Origin of the sequence: Mycobacterium sp. IS-836 (genome assembly GCF_001954275.1) — a bacterium.
Classification (GTDB): domain Bacteria; phylum Actinomycetota; class Actinomycetes; order Mycobacteriales; family Mycobacteriaceae; genus Mycobacterium.
In genome coordinates this window covers 45,236-61,052 of the sequence record NZ_MBEU01000071.1, presented here as the reverse complement: position 1 = coordinate 61,052, position 15,817 = coordinate 45,236, and the positions used below count along the sequence as shown (strand labels likewise).

The window sequence follows — 15,817 nt, the reverse complement described above, 5'->3', positions numbered from 1 at the left end:
CCATGCGCAACGCACTGGCCAGCCTCGGCCAGCTGGTCTTGGCCGCGGTGGTGGCCGCGATCGTCTCGGTGGTGTCCCTGATCGCCATCGCCGGGGTCCAGTGGCCCGCCTTTCCGTCGTCGAACCAGCTGCACGCTCTGACCACCGTCGGTCAGGTCGGCTGCCTGGCCGGGCTGATCGGCGTTGGCTGGCTGTGGCGGCGCGGCGGTCGCTACCCTCGGCTGCTGGCCCAGCTCGGCGGGGTGGTGTTCGTGTCCGCGTTCTCCGTGGTCACCCTGGGCATGCCGCTGGGCGCCACCAAGCTGTATCTGTTCGGCATCTCCGTCGACCAGCAGTTCCGCACCGAATACCTGACCCGGCTCGCCGACAGCCCCGCGCTGCACGACATGACCTACGTGGGGCTGCCGACGTTCTACCCGCCGGGCTGGTTTTGGATCGGTGGGCGTGCGGCGGCGCTGACCGGCGTGCCGGCCTGGGAGATCTACAAGCCGTGGGCCGTCACCTCGATCACCATCGCGGTCGCGGTCGCGCTGGTGCTGTGGTCGCGAATGATCCGCTTCGAGTACGCGCTGACCGTCACCACCGCGACCGCCGCGGTGACGCTGGCCTACAGCTCGCCGGAGCCTTATGCCGCGATGATCACGGTGCTGCTGCCCCCCGTGCTGGTGCTGACGTGGTCGGGCCTGCGTGCCGGTGAACGCGCTTTAGCCGCCGAACGTGCGGCTGGCCGCACACTCGAACCCGAACGTGCGGCTGGCCGCACGCTCGGCGCAGAAGAACCAACAGCGGGCGGCTGGGCCGCGGTGGCCGGCGCCGGGATCTTCCTGGGCTGGACGGCCACGTGGTACTCGCTGCTGTTCGGCTTCGGCGCCTTCACGATGGCGCTGATGGCCGTGGTGCTTGCCGCCGCGCGCTGGCGCCGGCACGGGTTCAGCGCCGCGCTCGACCCGCTGCGCCGGCTTGCCGTCATCGCCGTGATCGCGGCGGCCATCGCCAGCACCACCTGGCTACCGTTCCTGTTGCGCGCGGCCACCAGTCCAATCAGCAACAGCGGCAGTGCCTTTCACTATCTGCCCGCCGACGGCGCCGAGCTGACCTTCCCGATGCTGCAGTTCTCGCTACTGGGCGCCATCTGCCTGCTGGGCACGCTGTGGCTGGTGGTACGCGCCCGCACGTCAGTGCGGGCCGCCGCCCTGACGATCGGCGTGCTGGCCGTCTACCTGTGGTCGCTGCTGTCGATGCTGACCACGCTCGCGCGCACCACGCTGCTGTCGTTCCGGCTGCAGCCCACGTTGACCGTGCTATTGGTCGCCGCGGGCGTGTTCGGCTTCGTGGAAGCCACCCGGTCGCTGGCCGGGCGAAGCCGCGCCGCCGTCCCGATCGCGGCGGCGATCGGGCTCGCCGCGGCGATCGCGTTCAGCCAGGACATTCCCGACGTACTGCGGCCGGATCTGACCATCGCCTACACCGACACCGACGGCCACGGCCAGCGCGGCGACCGCCGCCCGCCCAGCTCGGAGAAGTTCTACGCCGACATCGACGCCGCGATCCTGCGCGTCACAGGCAAGCCACGCAACCAGACCGTCCTGATGACCGCCGACTACAGCTTCCTGTCCTACTACCCCTACTGGGGCTTCCAGGGATTGACGTCGCACTACGCCAACCCGCTGGCGCAGTTCGACCTGCGGGCCCAACAGATTGAGAAGTGGTCCAAGCTCAAGACCGCCGACGACCTGATCCACGCCCTGGACACTTCGCCCTGGCCGGCGCCGACGGTATTCCTGATGCGCCGCGGCGCCAACGGCAACTACACCCTGCGGCTGGCCGAGGACGTCTACCCCAACCAGCCCAACGTGCGCCGCTACACCGTGGATCTGCGCGCCGCCCTGTTCGACGACCCGCGTTTCGTCGTCCAAACCATCGGCCCGTTTGTGCTGGCCATCCGCAGGCCGGGAGCCCAACCGGTGACGAGCGGCTGATGGCCACCGAGACCTCGCCCGACTTGGCCGAAGAACTACCATCTACCTCCGTGAGCGACACGGGAGCAAACCACCGGATCGCTCGCATCGTTGCCGTCGTCGCCGGTCTGCTCGGGGCAGTGCTGGCGATCGCCACCCCGGTCCTGCCCGTCAACCAGACCATCGCGCAGCTCAACTGGCCGCAGAACGGCACATTCGAGAGCGTCGAAGCGCCGTTGATCGGCTATGTGGCCACCGAACTGAACGTCAGCGTGCCGTGCTCGGCCGCCGCCGGATTGACCGGTCCGCAGAACGCCGGCAAGACGGTGCTGTTGTCGACGGTGCCCAAGCAGGCCCCCAAGGCCGTCGACCGCGGGCTGCTCATCCAGCGCGCCAACGACGAGCTGGTGCTCGTGGTTCGCAACGTCCCAGTCGTCACCGCCCCGTTGAGCCAAGTGCTCAGCCCCGCCTGCCAGCGGCTGACCTTCACCGCGCACGCGGAGCGGGTCACCGCCGAATTCGTCGGGCTGACGCAGGGGCCCAACACCGAGCATCCCGGCGCGCCGCTGCGCGGCGAGAAGAGCGGGTATGACTTCCGGCCGCAGATCGTCGGCGTGTTCACCGACCTCGCCGGGCCGACGCCGCCGGGCCTGAACTTCTCGGCGACCGTCGACACCCGCTACAGCAGCAGCCCGACGCCGCTGAAGCTCGCGGCGATGATCCTCGGGGTGGTGCTGACGGCCGCGGCGCTGATCGCGTTGCACGTCCTCGACCGAGCCGACGGCACCCGGCACCGGCGCTTCCTTCCGCCGCGCTGGTGGTCGATCGGCGGGCTGGACGCCCTGGTCATCGCGGTGCTGGTGTGGTGGCACTTCGTCGGCGCCAACACCTCCGACGACGGCTACATCCTGACCATGGCACGGGTGTCCGAGCATGCCGGCTACATGGCCAACTACTACCGATGGCTGGGCACGCCGGAGGCCCCCTTCGGCTGGTACTACGACCTGCTCGCGGTGTGGGCGCACGTCAGCACCACCAGCGTCTGGATGCGCCTGCCCACCCTGGTCATGGCGCTGACGTGCTGGTGGGTGATCAGCCGCGAGGTCATCCCGCGTTTGGGCCATGCCGTCAAGCGCAGCAGGGCCGCGGCGTGGACCGCGGCGGGCATGTTCCTGGCGACGTGGCTGCCGCTCGACAACGGCCTGCGGCCCGAGCCGATCATCGCCCTGGGCATCCTGCTGACCTGGTGTTCGGTGGAGCGCGCGGTGGCCACCAACCGGCTGCTGCCCGTGGCGATCGCCTGCATCATCGGCGCCTTGACGCTCTTCTCCGGGCCCACCGGCATCGCGTCCATCGGTGCCCTGCTGGTCGCGATCGGGCCGTTGCGCACCATCGTGCATCGGCGATCCAAACGCTTCGGCGCGCTGCCACTGCTGGCGCCGATCGCCGCCGCGGTCACCGTCACCGTGATCCTGATCTTCCGCGATCAGACCCTGGCCGGCGAGATGCAGGCCACCGCCCTCAAGCGGGCCCTCGGGCCCAGCCTCAGTTGGTTTGACGAGCACATCCGCTACGAGCGGCTGTTCATGGCCAGTCCCGACGGGTCGGTCGCGCGCCGCTTCGCCGTGCTGGCGCTGGTCCTCGCGCTCGGCATCACGGTGGCAATGTCGTTGCGCAAGGGGCGAATTCCGGGCACCGCCGCCGGACCGAGCCGGCGCATCGTCGGCATCACCATCATCTCCTTCGTGGCGATCATGTTCACTCCCACCAAGTGGACGCACCACTTCGGGGTGTTCGCCGGACTCGCCGGTTCCCTGGGGGCGCTGGCCGCGGTGGCGGTGACGTCCGTCGCGATGCGTTCGCGCCGCAACCGAACCGTGTTCGCCTCCGTGGTGCTGTTCTTGGTGGCGTTGTCGTTCGCCAGCGTCAACGGCTGGTGGTACGTGTCCAATTTCGGTGTGCCATGGTCGAATTCGTTCCCGCAATGGCATTACGCATTCGCCACGACGCTGCTCGGGCTGACCGTGCTGGTGCTGCTGCTGGCCGCGTGGTTCCACTTCGTCGCCCCGGACTCCTTGAGGACCCAAGCGCCCCCCGGCAACCGAGTGGCCGCAATCATTCAGTCCCCCTTGGCAATTGCCGCGTGGGTGCTGGTGGTTTTCGAGGTGGCATCGCTGACCCTCGCGATGACCGCTCAGTATCCGGCTTGGTCGGTGGGGCGGTCCAATCTCGAGGCGCTGACCGGCAAATCCTGCGGCCTGGCCGAGGATGTGCTGGTCGAGCAGGATCCCAACGCCGGCATGCTGGCGCCGGTGACCGCCCCGGCGGCCGACGCCCTGGGGGCTGGATTGTCGGAAGCGTTCACGCCCAACGGTATTCCCGCCGACGTCCGCGCCGACCCGGTGATGGAACGTCCCGGCGACCGCAGTTTCGTCACCGACGAGGAGAAGGGCACCACCAACCAGGCCGGCACCGAGGGTGGTACCAGCGCCGCACCGGGAATCAACGGCTCCCGCGCCCAGCTGCCCTACAACTTGGATCCGGCCCGCACGCCGGTGCTGGGCAGCTGGCAGTCCGGTATCCAGGTGCCCGCCCGGCTGCGCTCGGCGTGGTACCGACTTCCCGCGCGCGACCAGGCGGGACCGCTGCTGGTGGTGTCGGCGGCGGGCCGCTTCGACGCGCGCGAGGTGCAGTTGCAATGGGCCACCGACGACGGGGCGGCGAGCGGACACCCGGGCGGGTCGTTCCAGTTCTTCGACGTCGGGGCGTCGCCGGCGTGGCGCAACTTGCGACTGCCGATGTCGTGGATTCCGCGCAACGCCACCCAGATTCGCCTGGTCGCCGACGACGAGGATCTCGCGCCGCAGCACTGGATCGCGGTCACGCCGCCGCGGATTCCGCAGCTGCGCACGCTGCAGGAAGTGGTGGGCTCGCACGATCCGGTGTTCCTGGACTGGCTGGTGGGTCTCGCGTTCCCGTGCCAGCGGCCGTTCGGCCATCAAAACGGTGTCGACGAAACGCCGAAATGGCGGATCCTGCCGGACCGGTTCGGCGCCGAGGCGAACTCACCGGTCATGGACAACAACGGCGGCGGCCCGCTGGGCGTCACCGAGCTGTTGGTCAAGGCGACCACGGTGGCCAGTTATCTGAAGGACGACTGGTCCAGGGACTGGGGCAGCTTGCAGCGGCTGACGCCCTACTACCCCAACGCCCAGGCCGCCCGCCTCCAGTTGGGCACGGCGACGCGCGGCGGCCTGTGGAGCCCGGCGCCGCTGCGCAGGGGTTAGCGCGCATTACAGCCCGGGCAGGCAATTGATGAACGGTATGCACGGCGGCGACGGCGGACGCGGCGGCGGAAACCCTTCGACGATCGTCGAATTGGTCACCGGGCTGTTCTGATCGAAATACCATGGGTGACAGGCGTTTCTGTCCCAGTCCGGCATGTTCTTCATCACCGGCGAACCCGGGCACCATTGGTAGGTGCAGCTGTTCGTCGGGCTAGGTACCGTGCCGCCGTCCTGGCACACCATCGGGGCGGCCCGGGCGTGGCCGGTTCCCGCCGTCAGGCCCAACCCGACGACGGCGCAGCCACCCGAGACCAACGCCCCCGCGAGCATGCGGTTCATGTGGTGAGAAATGTTCATGCCGCGAGTGCATACGGTCAAGGTTGCTACCGATCCCAAATCAGGTATTGAAGCCACGGATCGGTAAGCCTACACTTACGGTTCGTGGTCACTTACCAAGCCGGTGGCGATGCCTGGCTGGCCCTGGCGGATCGGACGCGACGGGCCATCGTCGAGCGGCTAGCGCATGGCCCCGCGGCGGTCGGCGAATTGGCCCGCGACCTCCCGGTCAGCAGGCCGGCCGTTTCGCAGCACCTCAAAGTGCTCAAGTGCGCCGGGCTGGTGCGCGACCGCGCGGCGGGAACCCGGCGCGTCTATCAGCTCGACCCGACCGGCCTCGAGGCGTTGCGCGCCGACCTGGACCGGTTCTGGACGCGGGCGCTGGCCAACTATGCGGCCGCCGTTGAGATCGAAGGAGACGCCTCATGACCCGAACTCCGAGCATCCGGCACCACGTCGTCGTCAACGCCGGGATCGAGCGCGCGTTCGCCGTCTTCACCGAGCGGTTCGGCGACTTCAAACCACGCGAGCACAACCTGCTGGCCGTCCCGATCGCCGAGACGATATTCGAGCCCCACGTCGGCGGGCACATCTATGACCGCGGGGTCGACGGCAGCGTGTGCCAATGGGCGCGTGTACTGGTCTACGAGCCCCCCAGCCGGCTGGTGTTCAGCTGGGACATCGGTCCGACCTGGCAGCTCGAACCCGACCCGTCGAAGACCAGCGAGGTCGAGGTGCGCTTCACGGCGGAGTCCGACCAGCGCACCCGCGTCGACCTCGAGCACCGCCACCTGGACCGGCACGCTGCGGGCTGGCAGTCGCTGGCCGAGGGAGTCGACGGGGACGCCGGCTGGCCGCTGTATCTGGCCCGCTACGTCGGCCTCTTCGCCGCCGGGGTGCGGCGATGACCGGGGCGCAGTCCCTGATGAGCATGGCCCGCGCCGAACGAGCCGAGCTCGCGGAATTCCTGGCCACTCTGACCCCGGCGGACTGGGAGGCGCCCAGCCTGTGTTCCAAGTGGACCGTCAAAGACGTTGTCGCCCACGTGATCAGCTACGAAGAGCTCGGCACCCTGGGCCTGCTGAAGCGCTTCGCGAGGGGCCGGATCGTGCGGGCCAACCAGGTGGGGGTCGACGAATTCAAGGCGCTGAGCCCGCAACAGCTGCTGGAATTTCTGCGCGCTCACCTCGAACCACGTGGACTGACGGCAGGTTTCGGCGGCATGATCGCGCTCGTCGACGGCACGATCCATCACCAAGACATCCGGCGCTCGCTGGGGCGGCCGCGCACCATCCCGGCGGATCGGCTGGAGCGGGTTCTCGGCCTGGTGCCCGGCAATCCCAGACTGGGTGCCGGACGCCGGATCAGGGGATTGCGACTACGCGCCACCGACGTCGACTGGGCGCATGGCCGCGGCCCGGAGGTCACCGGCACCGGCGAAGCCTTGCTGATGGCGATGTCCGGCCGCCCCGCGGCCCTGGCGGACCTCGACGGCCCCGGCCGCGCCACGCTGGCCGCTCGACTGCCCGCGCCGGCGTAGGGCTTTTTACAAAGCGGTCATCCCCGCGTCCGTCGCCGGGGTCCATAGCGCCGTCCCCTACGATCGAGCCTCGTGCCCCACGACGGTAATCAGCGATCGCAGCGGACCCCCCGGTTGATCGCCGCCGTCGCGGGATTCGTGGGTCTGGTGTTGTGCGTCATCGTTCCGTTGCTGCCGGTCAAACAGACGACGGCGACCGTGCTGTGGCCCCAGGGCAGCGCGGACGGACACGTCACCCAGATCACCGCGCCGCTGGTTTCCGGCGCGCCGCGGGCCCTGGACGTCTCCATCCCCTGCCCGGCGATCGCCACGTTGCCCGCCGACGGTGGCCTGGTGCTGTCGACGCTGCCGGCCGGCGGGGTGGACGCCGGCAAGAACGGGTTGTTCGTGCGCGCCAACAAGGACACCGTCGTCGTCGCCTTCCGGGACACGGTAGCCGCGGTCGCACAGCGCTCGGCGATCGCCGCCGGCGCCTGCAGCGTGCTGCACATCTGGGCCGATGCCGGGGTGGCCGGCGCGGATTTCGTCGGCATCCCCGGCGCCTCGGGACTACTGCCGTCGGAAAAGAAGCCGCAGGTCGGCGGGATCTTCACCGACATGAAAGTGCCCGCACAGCCGGGGTTGTCCGCCCGCATCGACATCGACACCCGCTTCATCACGGCGCCCACCCTTATGAAAAAGACGGCGATGGTCGTGGGCGCGCTCGCGGTACTCGTCGCCATCCTGGCGATCGCGACCCTGGACCGGCGCAGCCGCGACGACACGCTGATCAACTGGCGCTCGCCGATCGCGTGGCTGTCGCGATACCGCCCGCGCGCGCAGTGGGCGACGTGGTGGCGGGTGGGCGCAGCGACGTGGCTCGCTGACCTCGGGGTCATCGGCACCCTGCTGCTCTGGCATGTCATCGGCGCCACCTCGTCCGACGACGGCTACAACCTGACCATCGCCCGGGTCGCGCCGAAGGCCGGCTATGTCGCCAACTATTACCGGTACTTCGGCACCACGGACGCGCCGTTCGACTGGTATCTCGCGGTGCTGTCCAAACTGGCATCGGTCAGCACCGCCGGCGTGTGGATGCGTTTGCCGGCCCTGCTGGCCGGGATCGCCTGCTGGCTGATCATCGGGCACTGGGTGCTGCGACGGCTGGGCCCCGCGCGGGGAGGCCTGGCCTCCAACCGGGTGGCGGTGTTGACCGCGGGCGTGGTGTTTCTGGCCGCGTGGCTGCCGTTCAACAACGGCCTGCGGCCCGAGCCGCTCATCGCGCTCGGCGTGCTGGTCACCTGGATGCTGGTGGAGCGCGCCATCGCGCTGGGGCGCCTGGCCCCCGCCGCGGTCGCGATCATCGTCGCAATGCTGACCGTGACGCTGGCGCCGCAGGGATTGATCGCCGTCGCCGCGCTGCTCACCGGCGCCCGGGCCATCGCCCGCACGATCCGTCGCCGCCGGGCGACCGACGGCCTGCTCGCGCCGCTCCTGGTGCTGGGCGCGTCGCTGTCGCTGATCACCCTGGTGGTGTTCCGCAGCCAAACGCTGGCCACGGTGGCCGAGTCGGCACGCATCAAATACAAGGTCGGCCCGACGATCGCCTGGTATCAGGACTTCCTGCGCTACTACTTCCTGACCGTGGAATCCAATCCCGACGGGTCGATGTCGCGGCGATTCGCCGTGCTGGTGATGCTGCTCTGCCTGTTCGGCGGGCTGGTGGTGTTGCTGCGGCGCGGCGGGGTGCCGGGTCTGGCCAGCGGTCCGGCGTGGCGACTGATCGGCACCACCGCGGTCGGCCTGCTGCTACTGCATTTCACGCCGACGAAGTGGGCCGTGCAGTTCGGTGCGTTCGCCGGGTTGGCCGGCGCGCTCGGCGCGCTCGCCGCGTTCACGTTCATGCGGATCGGCCTGCACAGCCGGCGCAACCTAACGCTGTACGTCACCGCGCTGCTGTTCGTGCTGGCGTGGGCGACGTCGGGCATCAACGGCTGGTTCTACGTCGGCAACTACGGGGTGCCGTGGTACGACATCCAGCCGGTCATCGCGAGCCACCCGGTGACGTCGATGTTCTTGACCTTGTCGATCGTGACCGGTTTGCTGGCGGCTTGGTACCACTTCCGCATGGACTACGCCGGGCACACCGAGGTCAAGGACAACCGGCGCAACCGCGTGCTGGCCTCCACCCCGCTGCTGGTGGTCGCGACGATCATGGTGGTCGGTGAGGTCGCCTCGCTGGCCAAGGGTGCGGCGATCCGCTACCCCCTCTACACCACCGGCAAGGCCAACCTGGCCGCGATCACCTCGGGCCTTTCGCCGACCAGTTGCGCCATGGCCGACGACGTGCTGACCGAGCCCGACCCCAATGCCGGTCTGCTGCAACCGGTTCCGGGACAGAGCTTCGGCCCCGACGGCCCGCTCGGGGGCGTCAAGCCGGTCGGCTTCAAGCCCGAGGGTGTGGGCGACGACCTGCAGTCCGACCCGGTGGTGAGCAAGCCGGGAGTGGTGAACTCCGACGCCTCGCCCAACAAGCCCAACGTCGCGTACAGCGACTCCGCGGGCACCGCGGGCGGCAAGGGTCCGGTCGGGGTGAACGGATCGCACGCGGCGCTGCCGTTCGGCCTCGACCCGGCCCGCACCCCGGTGATGGGCAGCTACGGCGAGAACACGCTGGCCGCCACCGCCACGTCGACGTGGTACCAACTGCCGCCGCGCACCGCGGACCGGCCGCTGGTGGTGGTCTCGGCCGCGGGCGCGATCTGGTCGTACAAGGAGGACGGAACTTTTACCTACGGGCAGTCGCTGAAACTGCAGTGGGGCATCAGCCGTCCCGACGGCACCACCCAACCGCTCGGTGAGGTGTACCCGATCGACTTCGGGCCGCAGCCGGCGTGGCGCAACCTGCGCTTCCCGTTGACGTGGGCGCCGCCGGAGGCCAATGTGGCGCGCATCGTCGCCTACGACCCGAACCTGAGTTCCGAGCAGTGGTTCGCGTTCACGCCGCCGCGGGTCCCGGTGCTGGAAACCCTGCAGCAGCTGATCGGATCGCAGACACCGGTGCTGATGGACATCGCCACCGCCGCCAACTTCCCGTGCCAGCGGCCCTTCTCGGAACACCTTGGCGTTGCGGAACTTCCGCGCTACCGCATCCTGCCCGAGCGTAAACAGACGGCGGTGTCGTCGAACCTGTGGCAGTCCAGCGAGGCCGGCGGCCCGTTCCTGTTCCTGCAGGCGATGCTGCGCACGTCGACAATCTCGACCTACCTGCGCGGCGACTGGTACCGGGACTGGGGATCGGTCGAGCAGTACTACCCGCTGGTGCCGACGCAGCAGGCGCCGGACGCCGTCGTCGAACAGGGTGTGATCACAGTGCACGGCTGGAGCCGGCAAGGACCGATTAGGGCCCTCCCATGAGCGTGACCGCCGTTGAGGGCAACGTCCGGATGACGCGCTGGGTCGCGACGATCGCCGGGCTGATCGGGTTCATCCTGTCGGTCGCGACACCGCTACTGCCCGTCGTGCAGACCACCGCGACGCTGAACTGGCCGCAAAACGGCGAGCTGAATAACGTTACGGCGCCGTTGATTTCGCTGAACCCGGTCGATGTGACGGCAACCGCGCCCTGTTCGGTGGTGCGCGACCTGCCGCCCGAGGGCGGGGTAGTGCTCAGCACCGCACCCAAGAAGGGCAAGGACGCCGCGCTCAACGCGTTGTTCATCGTCGTCAACGGCCAGCGCGTCGACGTCACCGACCGCAACGTGGTGATCGCGAGCGTGTCGCGGGATCAGGCCGCATCCCCGCAATGCCAGCGCATCGAAGTCACCTCCACACGCGCCGGCACGTTCGCGACCTTCGTCGGGTTGACCGACGCCGCGGGCAAGCCGGCGGGCGGCGGTTTCGCCGATCCCAACCTGCGCCCGCAGATCGTCGGGGTCTTCACCGATCTGAGTGGTCCCGCGCCGCCCGGGCTGCGGCTGTCGGCGACGATCGACACCCGCTTTTCCACCACGCCGACGACGCTGAAGTTGCTTGCGATGGTACTGGCGATCGTGTCGACGATCGTGGCGCTGATCGCGCTGTGGCGCCTGGACCAGCTGGACGGCCGCCGGATGCGCCGCTGGATCCCGACCCGATGGCGCAAGTTCACGCTCGTGGACGCCGCGATGATATTCGGGTTCCTGCTCTGGCACATCATCGGCGCGAACTCCTCCGACGACGGCTACATCCTGGGCATGGCCCGGGTCGCCGACCACGCCGGCTACATGTCCAACTACTTCCGCTGGTTTGGCAGCCCGGAGGACCCGTTCGGCTGGTACTACAACCTGCTGGCGTTGATGACTCACGTCAGCGACGGCAGCCTGTGGATGCGGTTGCCGGACCTCCTCGCGGGGCTGGTGTGTTGGCTGCTGCTGTCGCGTGAGGTGCTGCCCCGATTGGGGCCGGCGGTGACGTCCAGCACGGCCGCGAACTGGGCGGCGGGCATGGTGCTGCTGACCGCGTGGATGCCGTTCAACAACGGCCTGCGCCCCGAGCCGATCATCGCGCTCGGTTCGCTGCTCACCTGGGTGCTCATCGAGCGGTCGATGTGCGCCTCCCGGTTGACGCCGGCGGCACTGGCCGTGGTGACCGCCGCGTTCACGCTGGGGGTGCAACCCACCGGCCTGATCGCGGTCGCCGCACTGGTCGCCGGTGGCCGGCCAATCCTGCGCATCCTGGTCCATCGCCACCGCGTGGTCGGTACCTGGCCGTTGGTGGCCCCGATGCTGGCGGCGGGATTCGTGATCCTCACCGTCGTGTTCGCCGATCAAACCCTGGCAACGGTGTTGGAAGCCACCAGGATTCGCACCGCGATCGGGCCCAGCCAGGCCTGGTACACCGAGAACCTGCGCTACTACTACCTCATCCTGCCGACCGTCGACGGTTCGTTGTCGCGCCGCTTCGGTTTTCTGATCACCGCGCTGAGCCTGTTCACCGCCGTGTTCATCATGTTGCGGCGCAAGCGGATTCCCGGCGTCGCCCGCGGGCCGGCGTGGCGGCTGATGGGCGTCATCTTCGCCACCATGTTCTTCCTGATGTTCACCCCGACCAAGTGGGTGCACCACTTCGGGCTGTTCGCCGCGGTGGGCGCGGCGATGGCGGCGCTAACCACCGTGCTCGTGTCACCGTCGGTGTTGCGCTGGTCGCGCAACAGGATGGCGTTCCTGGCCGCCGTGCTGTTCCTGATGGCGTTGTGCTTCGCCACCACCAACGGTTGGTGGTACGTCTCCAGCTACGGCGTGCCGTTCAACAGCATCATGCCGAAGATCGCTGGAATCAGCATCAGCACAATCTTTTTCGTCCTGTTCGTCATCGCCGCGCTCTACGCGGTCTGGTTGCACTTCGCATCGAGGAGCCATGGCGAGGGCCGGCTGGCCCGGGCGTTGACGACCGCGCCGATCCCGATCGCGGCCGGCTTCATGGCGCTGGTGTTCATCGCGTCGATGGTGGCCGGGATCGTGCGTCAATACCCCACCTACTCCAACGGCTGGGACAACCTGCGGGAGTTCGCCGGCGGCTGCGGCCTGGCCGACGATGTGCTCGTCGAGCCGGACAGCAACGCGGGCTTCATGGCGCCCCTGCCGGGCAACTCAGGTTCTTGGGGCCCCTTGGGCCCCTTGGGCGGCGTCAACCCGGTCGGGTTTACGCCCGACGGGGTGCCGGAACATACTGTGGCCGAGGCGATTCGGATGACGCCCAACCAGCCCGGCACGGACTACGACTGGGACGCGCCGACGAAGCTGACCACGCCGGGCGTCAACGGATCGGTGGTACCGCTGCCCTATGGACTGGACCCCGCCCGGGTGCCGCTGGCCGGCAGCTACACCACCGGTGCGCAACAGCAGAGCAGGCTGACGTCGGCGTGGTACCAGCTGCCCAAGCCGGACGACGGGCATCCGCTGGTTGTGGTGACGGCCGCGGGCAAGATCGCCGGAAACAGTGTGCTGCACGGTCATACCACCGGGCAGACGGTCGTGCTGGAATACGGCATGCCCGGCCCCGGCGGCGACGTCGTGCCCGCCGGCAGGCTGGTGCCGTACGACCTCTACGGCGAACAGCCGAAGGTGTGGCGCAACCTGCGCTTCGCGCGGTCCCAGATGCCCGCCGGCGCGGTTGCGGTCCGGGTAGTGGCCGAGGACCTGTCGCTAACCCCGGAGGACTGGATCGCGGTGACGCCGCCGCGGGTACCCGAGCTGCGCTCGCTGCAGGAGTACGTGGGCTCGTCGCAGCCCGTGCTGCTGGACTGGGCCGTCGGGCTTGCCTTCCCCTGCCAACAGCCGATGCTGCACGTCAACGGCGTCACCGAAATCCCGAAGTTCCGGATCACCCCGGACTACACGGCCAAGAAGATGGACACCGACACGTGGGAGGACGGCACCAACGGCGGGCTGCTGGGCATTACCGACTTGCTGCTGCGGGCCCACGTGATGTCGACCTACCTGTCCCGTGACTGGGGCCGCGACTGGGGTTCGTTGCGCAAGTTCGACACCATTGCCGACGCCCATCCGGCGCAGCTCGACCTGGGCACCGCGACCCGCACGGGATGGTGGTCGCCCGGCGAGATCCGCATCAAGCCCTGATTGCCGTTCAGTACTCGCGGGCCGGGGTTTAATTTCGGCCCGCGGCGGTCAATACTTAGTTCCCTTGTGAGCTGGCCAACATATGCGGGAAAAGGTGACCCAATGCACACACTGACTCGTCTGGGCGCATGCGCGGCAACGCTGGGCGTGGTGATCACTCCCGCGGCGACATTTGCAATGGTCAAGGCCGCCGCGGAAAGCGGTACGACGGTCGCCCTGAATGCCGATCTCCGGCGCTGCGATTTCAGCCTGGTGGCCAACGGGCCCCCGGTGCAGTTTCCACGACTGGGCAGCGGCACGGTGCTGGTACAGAGGTCCGGGTCGACCGTGACCGCGGAAGTGCATCTGGCGGATTCCCCCCGGCCGGGCACGCATTTCGACGTCGGCCTCATTCAGGAACCCCGTCCCTCGTCGGCCGGTTGCGGGCCCGGCGATCCCGGCACCGCCTTTACCGGAATGGACACCGACGGCGCGGGCAACGCGACGGTGACCATTCAGGACGCCATTCGGCAGGGCACGACCAGCGTCTGGGTGGTCGTCGAACGCGGGGACCCGCACTCGCAGAATCCGGCCGAGTTCTACACCTCCGAGTATCTGGTACCGGTGTAACCGGCACTGAACCCGCGGCGGTGCCATGGCGGCCCAACGCGGGATGAAACACTGGGGCATATGCTCTCGACACGCCTGTGCCTCGCATCGCTGGTCGGTGCCGCGGCGGTCGCTTGCGCCGGACCCCATGCAGCCACCCCGCCGCTTGGCCGGCTGAACTATGTGGCGCTGGGCGACTCGATGGCCGCCGCGCCGGGTGTGCCGGACCCGGCGCCACCCACCGGCTGCCGCAAGTCGACCAACGACTACCCGTCGGTGCTCGCGCGGCGGCTCGGCGCGACCGGGTTCACCGACGTCACCTGCAGCGGCGCGATCACCGAGGACATCACCGATCACGCACAAGAGACGAAGGATGGGATGGTCGGACGCCAGATGGACGCGGTCCGCGCGGCCACCGACCTGATCACCATCACCATCGGGGCCAATGACGTCGGACTGGCCGCCGACGCCGAGGGATGCGAGGTCAAATCCCCCAACCCGGCACCCTGCACCGAGGATTTCGTGTCCGGCGCGGTCGACCGGATTTCGGCGGCGATCGACAGGCATGTCCGCGGGTGGAGCATGCTGATCGACCAGGTCCGCGCCGAGGCGCCGAAGGCGCGGATCGTTTTGGTGGGCTACGGGACCCTGATCCGGCCCGGGGGCTGCTTTCCCGGGCAGCCGGTGTTGCCGCACGACTCCGACTACCTGCAGGCCAAATTCAACGAACTCGACGACCGGCAACGTCAACTGGCCGCCGATAAGGGGATCGAGTACTTCGACACCAGGCCGATGTTCCAGGGCCACGACATCTGCGCCTCGCCCGCCGATCGCTACGTTTCCGGCTATGGGGTGGCCGACCCCGCGGTTCCGTTGCACCCCACCGCTTTTGGCGCGACGGCGGTGGGCGACGCGCTGGCCGGATTCATCGGCCCGGCCGGCGCTCGTAGGTGAGTAGCACCAGGCCGTCGCCGACCGTGCGGACCTCGACGAGGCGCAGGCGTTTCGTGGCGCTGGTGTCGCCGAACGGGCGATCGCCGGCGCCGAGCATGAACGGGAAGACCATCAATCGCAACTCGTCGACGAGGTCGTGTTCCACCAGCGCGTGCACCAGCCGGAAGCTCCCGTAAACGACGATGTCCCCGTTGACGTTTCGGCGCAACGCGCCGACCTGACGCAGTGGGTCGGCCGTCAGCACCGTCGTGTTGTTCCACTGCGGGTCGGGCAGGGTCGCCGACACCACGTGCTTGGGCAGGCTGTTCAATCGGTCCGCCCACCGGCCGGTGCGCGACGGCCAGCGCGCGGCGAAGAACTCATAGGTCCGCCGGCCCAACAGCAGGGCCTCGGCGCCCAGCGCCTCGTCGAGCTCGGCTTCGGCCCACGCGTCGTGGTCGCGTTGGTCGATCTGGCCGAACCAGCCGCCGGCCCTGAAGCCCTCGTCGCCGGTCGGGTCCTGCCCGATTCCGTCGAGCGAGACGTTCTCGCTGACGATGATCTTTCCCATCCTTG

The 15,817-nt window shown here is 68.9% G+C and carries 11 protein-coding genes; 9 read left to right on the top strand and 2 right to left on the bottom strand.

Translation table 11 applies throughout. From position 1 onward, the window contains the following. The first annotated feature begins 2 nt into the window (after nucleotides 1–2). Both A5747_RS19975 and A5747_RS19970 read left to right on the top strand, forming a co-directional pair. Complete coding sequence (locus A5747_RS19975) at nucleotides 3–1,979, top strand: arabinofuranosyltransferase (RefSeq protein WP_076127489.1); 1,977 nt, start codon at nucleotides 3–5, stop codon at nucleotides 1,977–1,979. Next, the gene (locus tag A5747_RS19970) at nucleotides 1,979–5,245 is read left to right on the top strand and encodes an arabinosyltransferase domain-containing protein (RefSeq protein WP_076127487.1); all 3,267 of its coding nucleotides are present in this window, start codon (nucleotides 1,979–1,981) and stop codon (nucleotides 5,243–5,245) included. Before A5747_RS19975 ends, A5747_RS19970 begins: the two co-directional genes overlap by 1 nt. A 6-nt stretch (nucleotides 5,246–5,251) precedes the next feature. Here A5747_RS19970 and A5747_RS19965 read toward each other — a convergent pair whose 3' ends face one another. Then, complete coding sequence (locus A5747_RS19965; protein WP_076127484.1) at nucleotides 5,252–5,602, bottom strand: hypothetical protein; 351 nt, start codon at nucleotides 5,600–5,602, stop codon at nucleotides 5,252–5,254. A gap of 84 nt (nucleotides 5,603–5,686) precedes the next feature. Between A5747_RS19965 and A5747_RS19960 the strand changes: the two genes are divergently transcribed. From A5747_RS19960 to A5747_RS19930, 7 genes are all read left to right on the top strand, one after another. After that, entirely contained in the window at nucleotides 5,687–6,010 is a 324-nt protein-coding gene (locus A5747_RS19960; protein ID WP_076127481.1) for a helix-turn-helix transcriptional regulator, read from the top strand. Beyond that, nucleotides 6,007–6,489, top strand: coding sequence for an SRPBCC family protein (locus A5747_RS19955; RefSeq protein ID WP_076127479.1), 483 nt, complete (start codon nucleotides 6,007–6,009; stop codon nucleotides 6,487–6,489). Before A5747_RS19960 ends, A5747_RS19955 begins: the two co-directional genes overlap by 4 nt. Next, the gene (locus A5747_RS19950) at nucleotides 6,486–7,121 is read left to right on the top strand and encodes a maleylpyruvate isomerase family mycothiol-dependent enzyme (protein WP_076127477.1); all 636 of its coding nucleotides are present in this window, start codon (nucleotides 6,486–6,488) and stop codon (nucleotides 7,119–7,121) included. Before A5747_RS19955 ends, A5747_RS19950 begins: the two co-directional genes overlap by 4 nt. A 72-nt stretch (nucleotides 7,122–7,193) precedes the next feature. Continuing rightward, entirely contained in the window at nucleotides 7,194–10,517 is a 3,324-nt protein-coding gene (locus tag A5747_RS19945) for an arabinosyltransferase domain-containing protein (RefSeq protein ID WP_076127475.1), read from the top strand. After that, the gene (gene embB, locus A5747_RS19940; protein ID WP_076127472.1) at nucleotides 10,514–13,720 is read left to right on the top strand and encodes an arabinosyltransferase EmbB; all 3,207 of its coding nucleotides are present in this window, start codon (nucleotides 10,514–10,516) and stop codon (nucleotides 13,718–13,720) included. The genes A5747_RS19945 and embB overlap by 4 nt, the downstream gene beginning before the upstream one ends. A 102-nt stretch (nucleotides 13,721–13,822) precedes the next feature. After that, nucleotides 13,823–14,329 carry a hypothetical protein gene (locus A5747_RS19935; protein WP_076127470.1) on the top strand — a complete coding sequence of 169 codons (507 nt, stop codon included), beginning with the start codon at nucleotides 13,823–13,825 and terminating at the stop codon, nucleotides 14,327–14,329. A gap of 60 nt (nucleotides 14,330–14,389) precedes the next feature. After that, the gene (locus tag A5747_RS19930; RefSeq protein WP_083700557.1) at nucleotides 14,390–15,262 is read left to right on the top strand and encodes an SGNH/GDSL hydrolase family protein; all 873 of its coding nucleotides are present in this window, start codon (nucleotides 14,390–14,392) and stop codon (nucleotides 15,260–15,262) included. Here A5747_RS19930 and A5747_RS19925 read toward each other — a convergent pair. Then, nucleotides 15,234–15,812, bottom strand: a complete 579-nt coding sequence (locus A5747_RS19925) for a dihydrofolate reductase family protein (protein WP_076127468.1) — start codon at nucleotides 15,810–15,812, stop codon at nucleotides 15,234–15,236. The two genes, A5747_RS19930 and A5747_RS19925, sit on opposite strands and share 29 nt — an antisense overlap. Nucleotides 15,813–15,817 lie beyond the last annotated feature (5 nt).

Coding starts and splice junctions, on each gene's coding strand:
- A5747_RS19970 (WP_076127487.1), top strand. CDS start 1,979: ATGGCCACCGAGACCTCGCCCGACTTGGCCGAAGAACTACCATCTACC.
- A5747_RS19950 (WP_076127477.1), top strand. CDS start 6,486: ATGACCGGGGCGCAGTCCCTGATGAGCATGGCCCGCGCCGAACGAGCC.
- A5747_RS19930 (WP_083700557.1), top strand. CDS start 14,390: ATGCTCTCGACACGCCTGTGCCTCGCATCGCTGGTCGGTGCCGCGGCG.
- embB (WP_076127472.1), top strand. CDS start 10,514: ATGAGCGTGACCGCCGTTGAGGGCAACGTCCGGATGACGCGCTGGGTC.
- A5747_RS19965 (WP_076127484.1), bottom strand. CDS start 5,602: ATGAACATTTCTCACCACATGAACCGCATGCTCGCGGGGGCGTTGGTC.
- A5747_RS19955 (WP_076127479.1), top strand. CDS start 6,007: ATGACCCGAACTCCGAGCATCCGGCACCACGTCGTCGTCAACGCCGGG.
- A5747_RS19975 (WP_076127489.1), top strand. CDS start 3: ATGCGCAACGCACTGGCCAGCCTCGGCCAGCTGGTCTTGGCCGCGGTG.
- A5747_RS19925 (WP_076127468.1), bottom strand. CDS start 15,812: ATGGGAAAGATCATCGTCAGCGAGAACGTCTCGCTCGACGGAATCGGG.
- A5747_RS19935 (WP_076127470.1), top strand. CDS start 13,823: ATGCACACACTGACTCGTCTGGGCGCATGCGCGGCAACGCTGGGCGTG.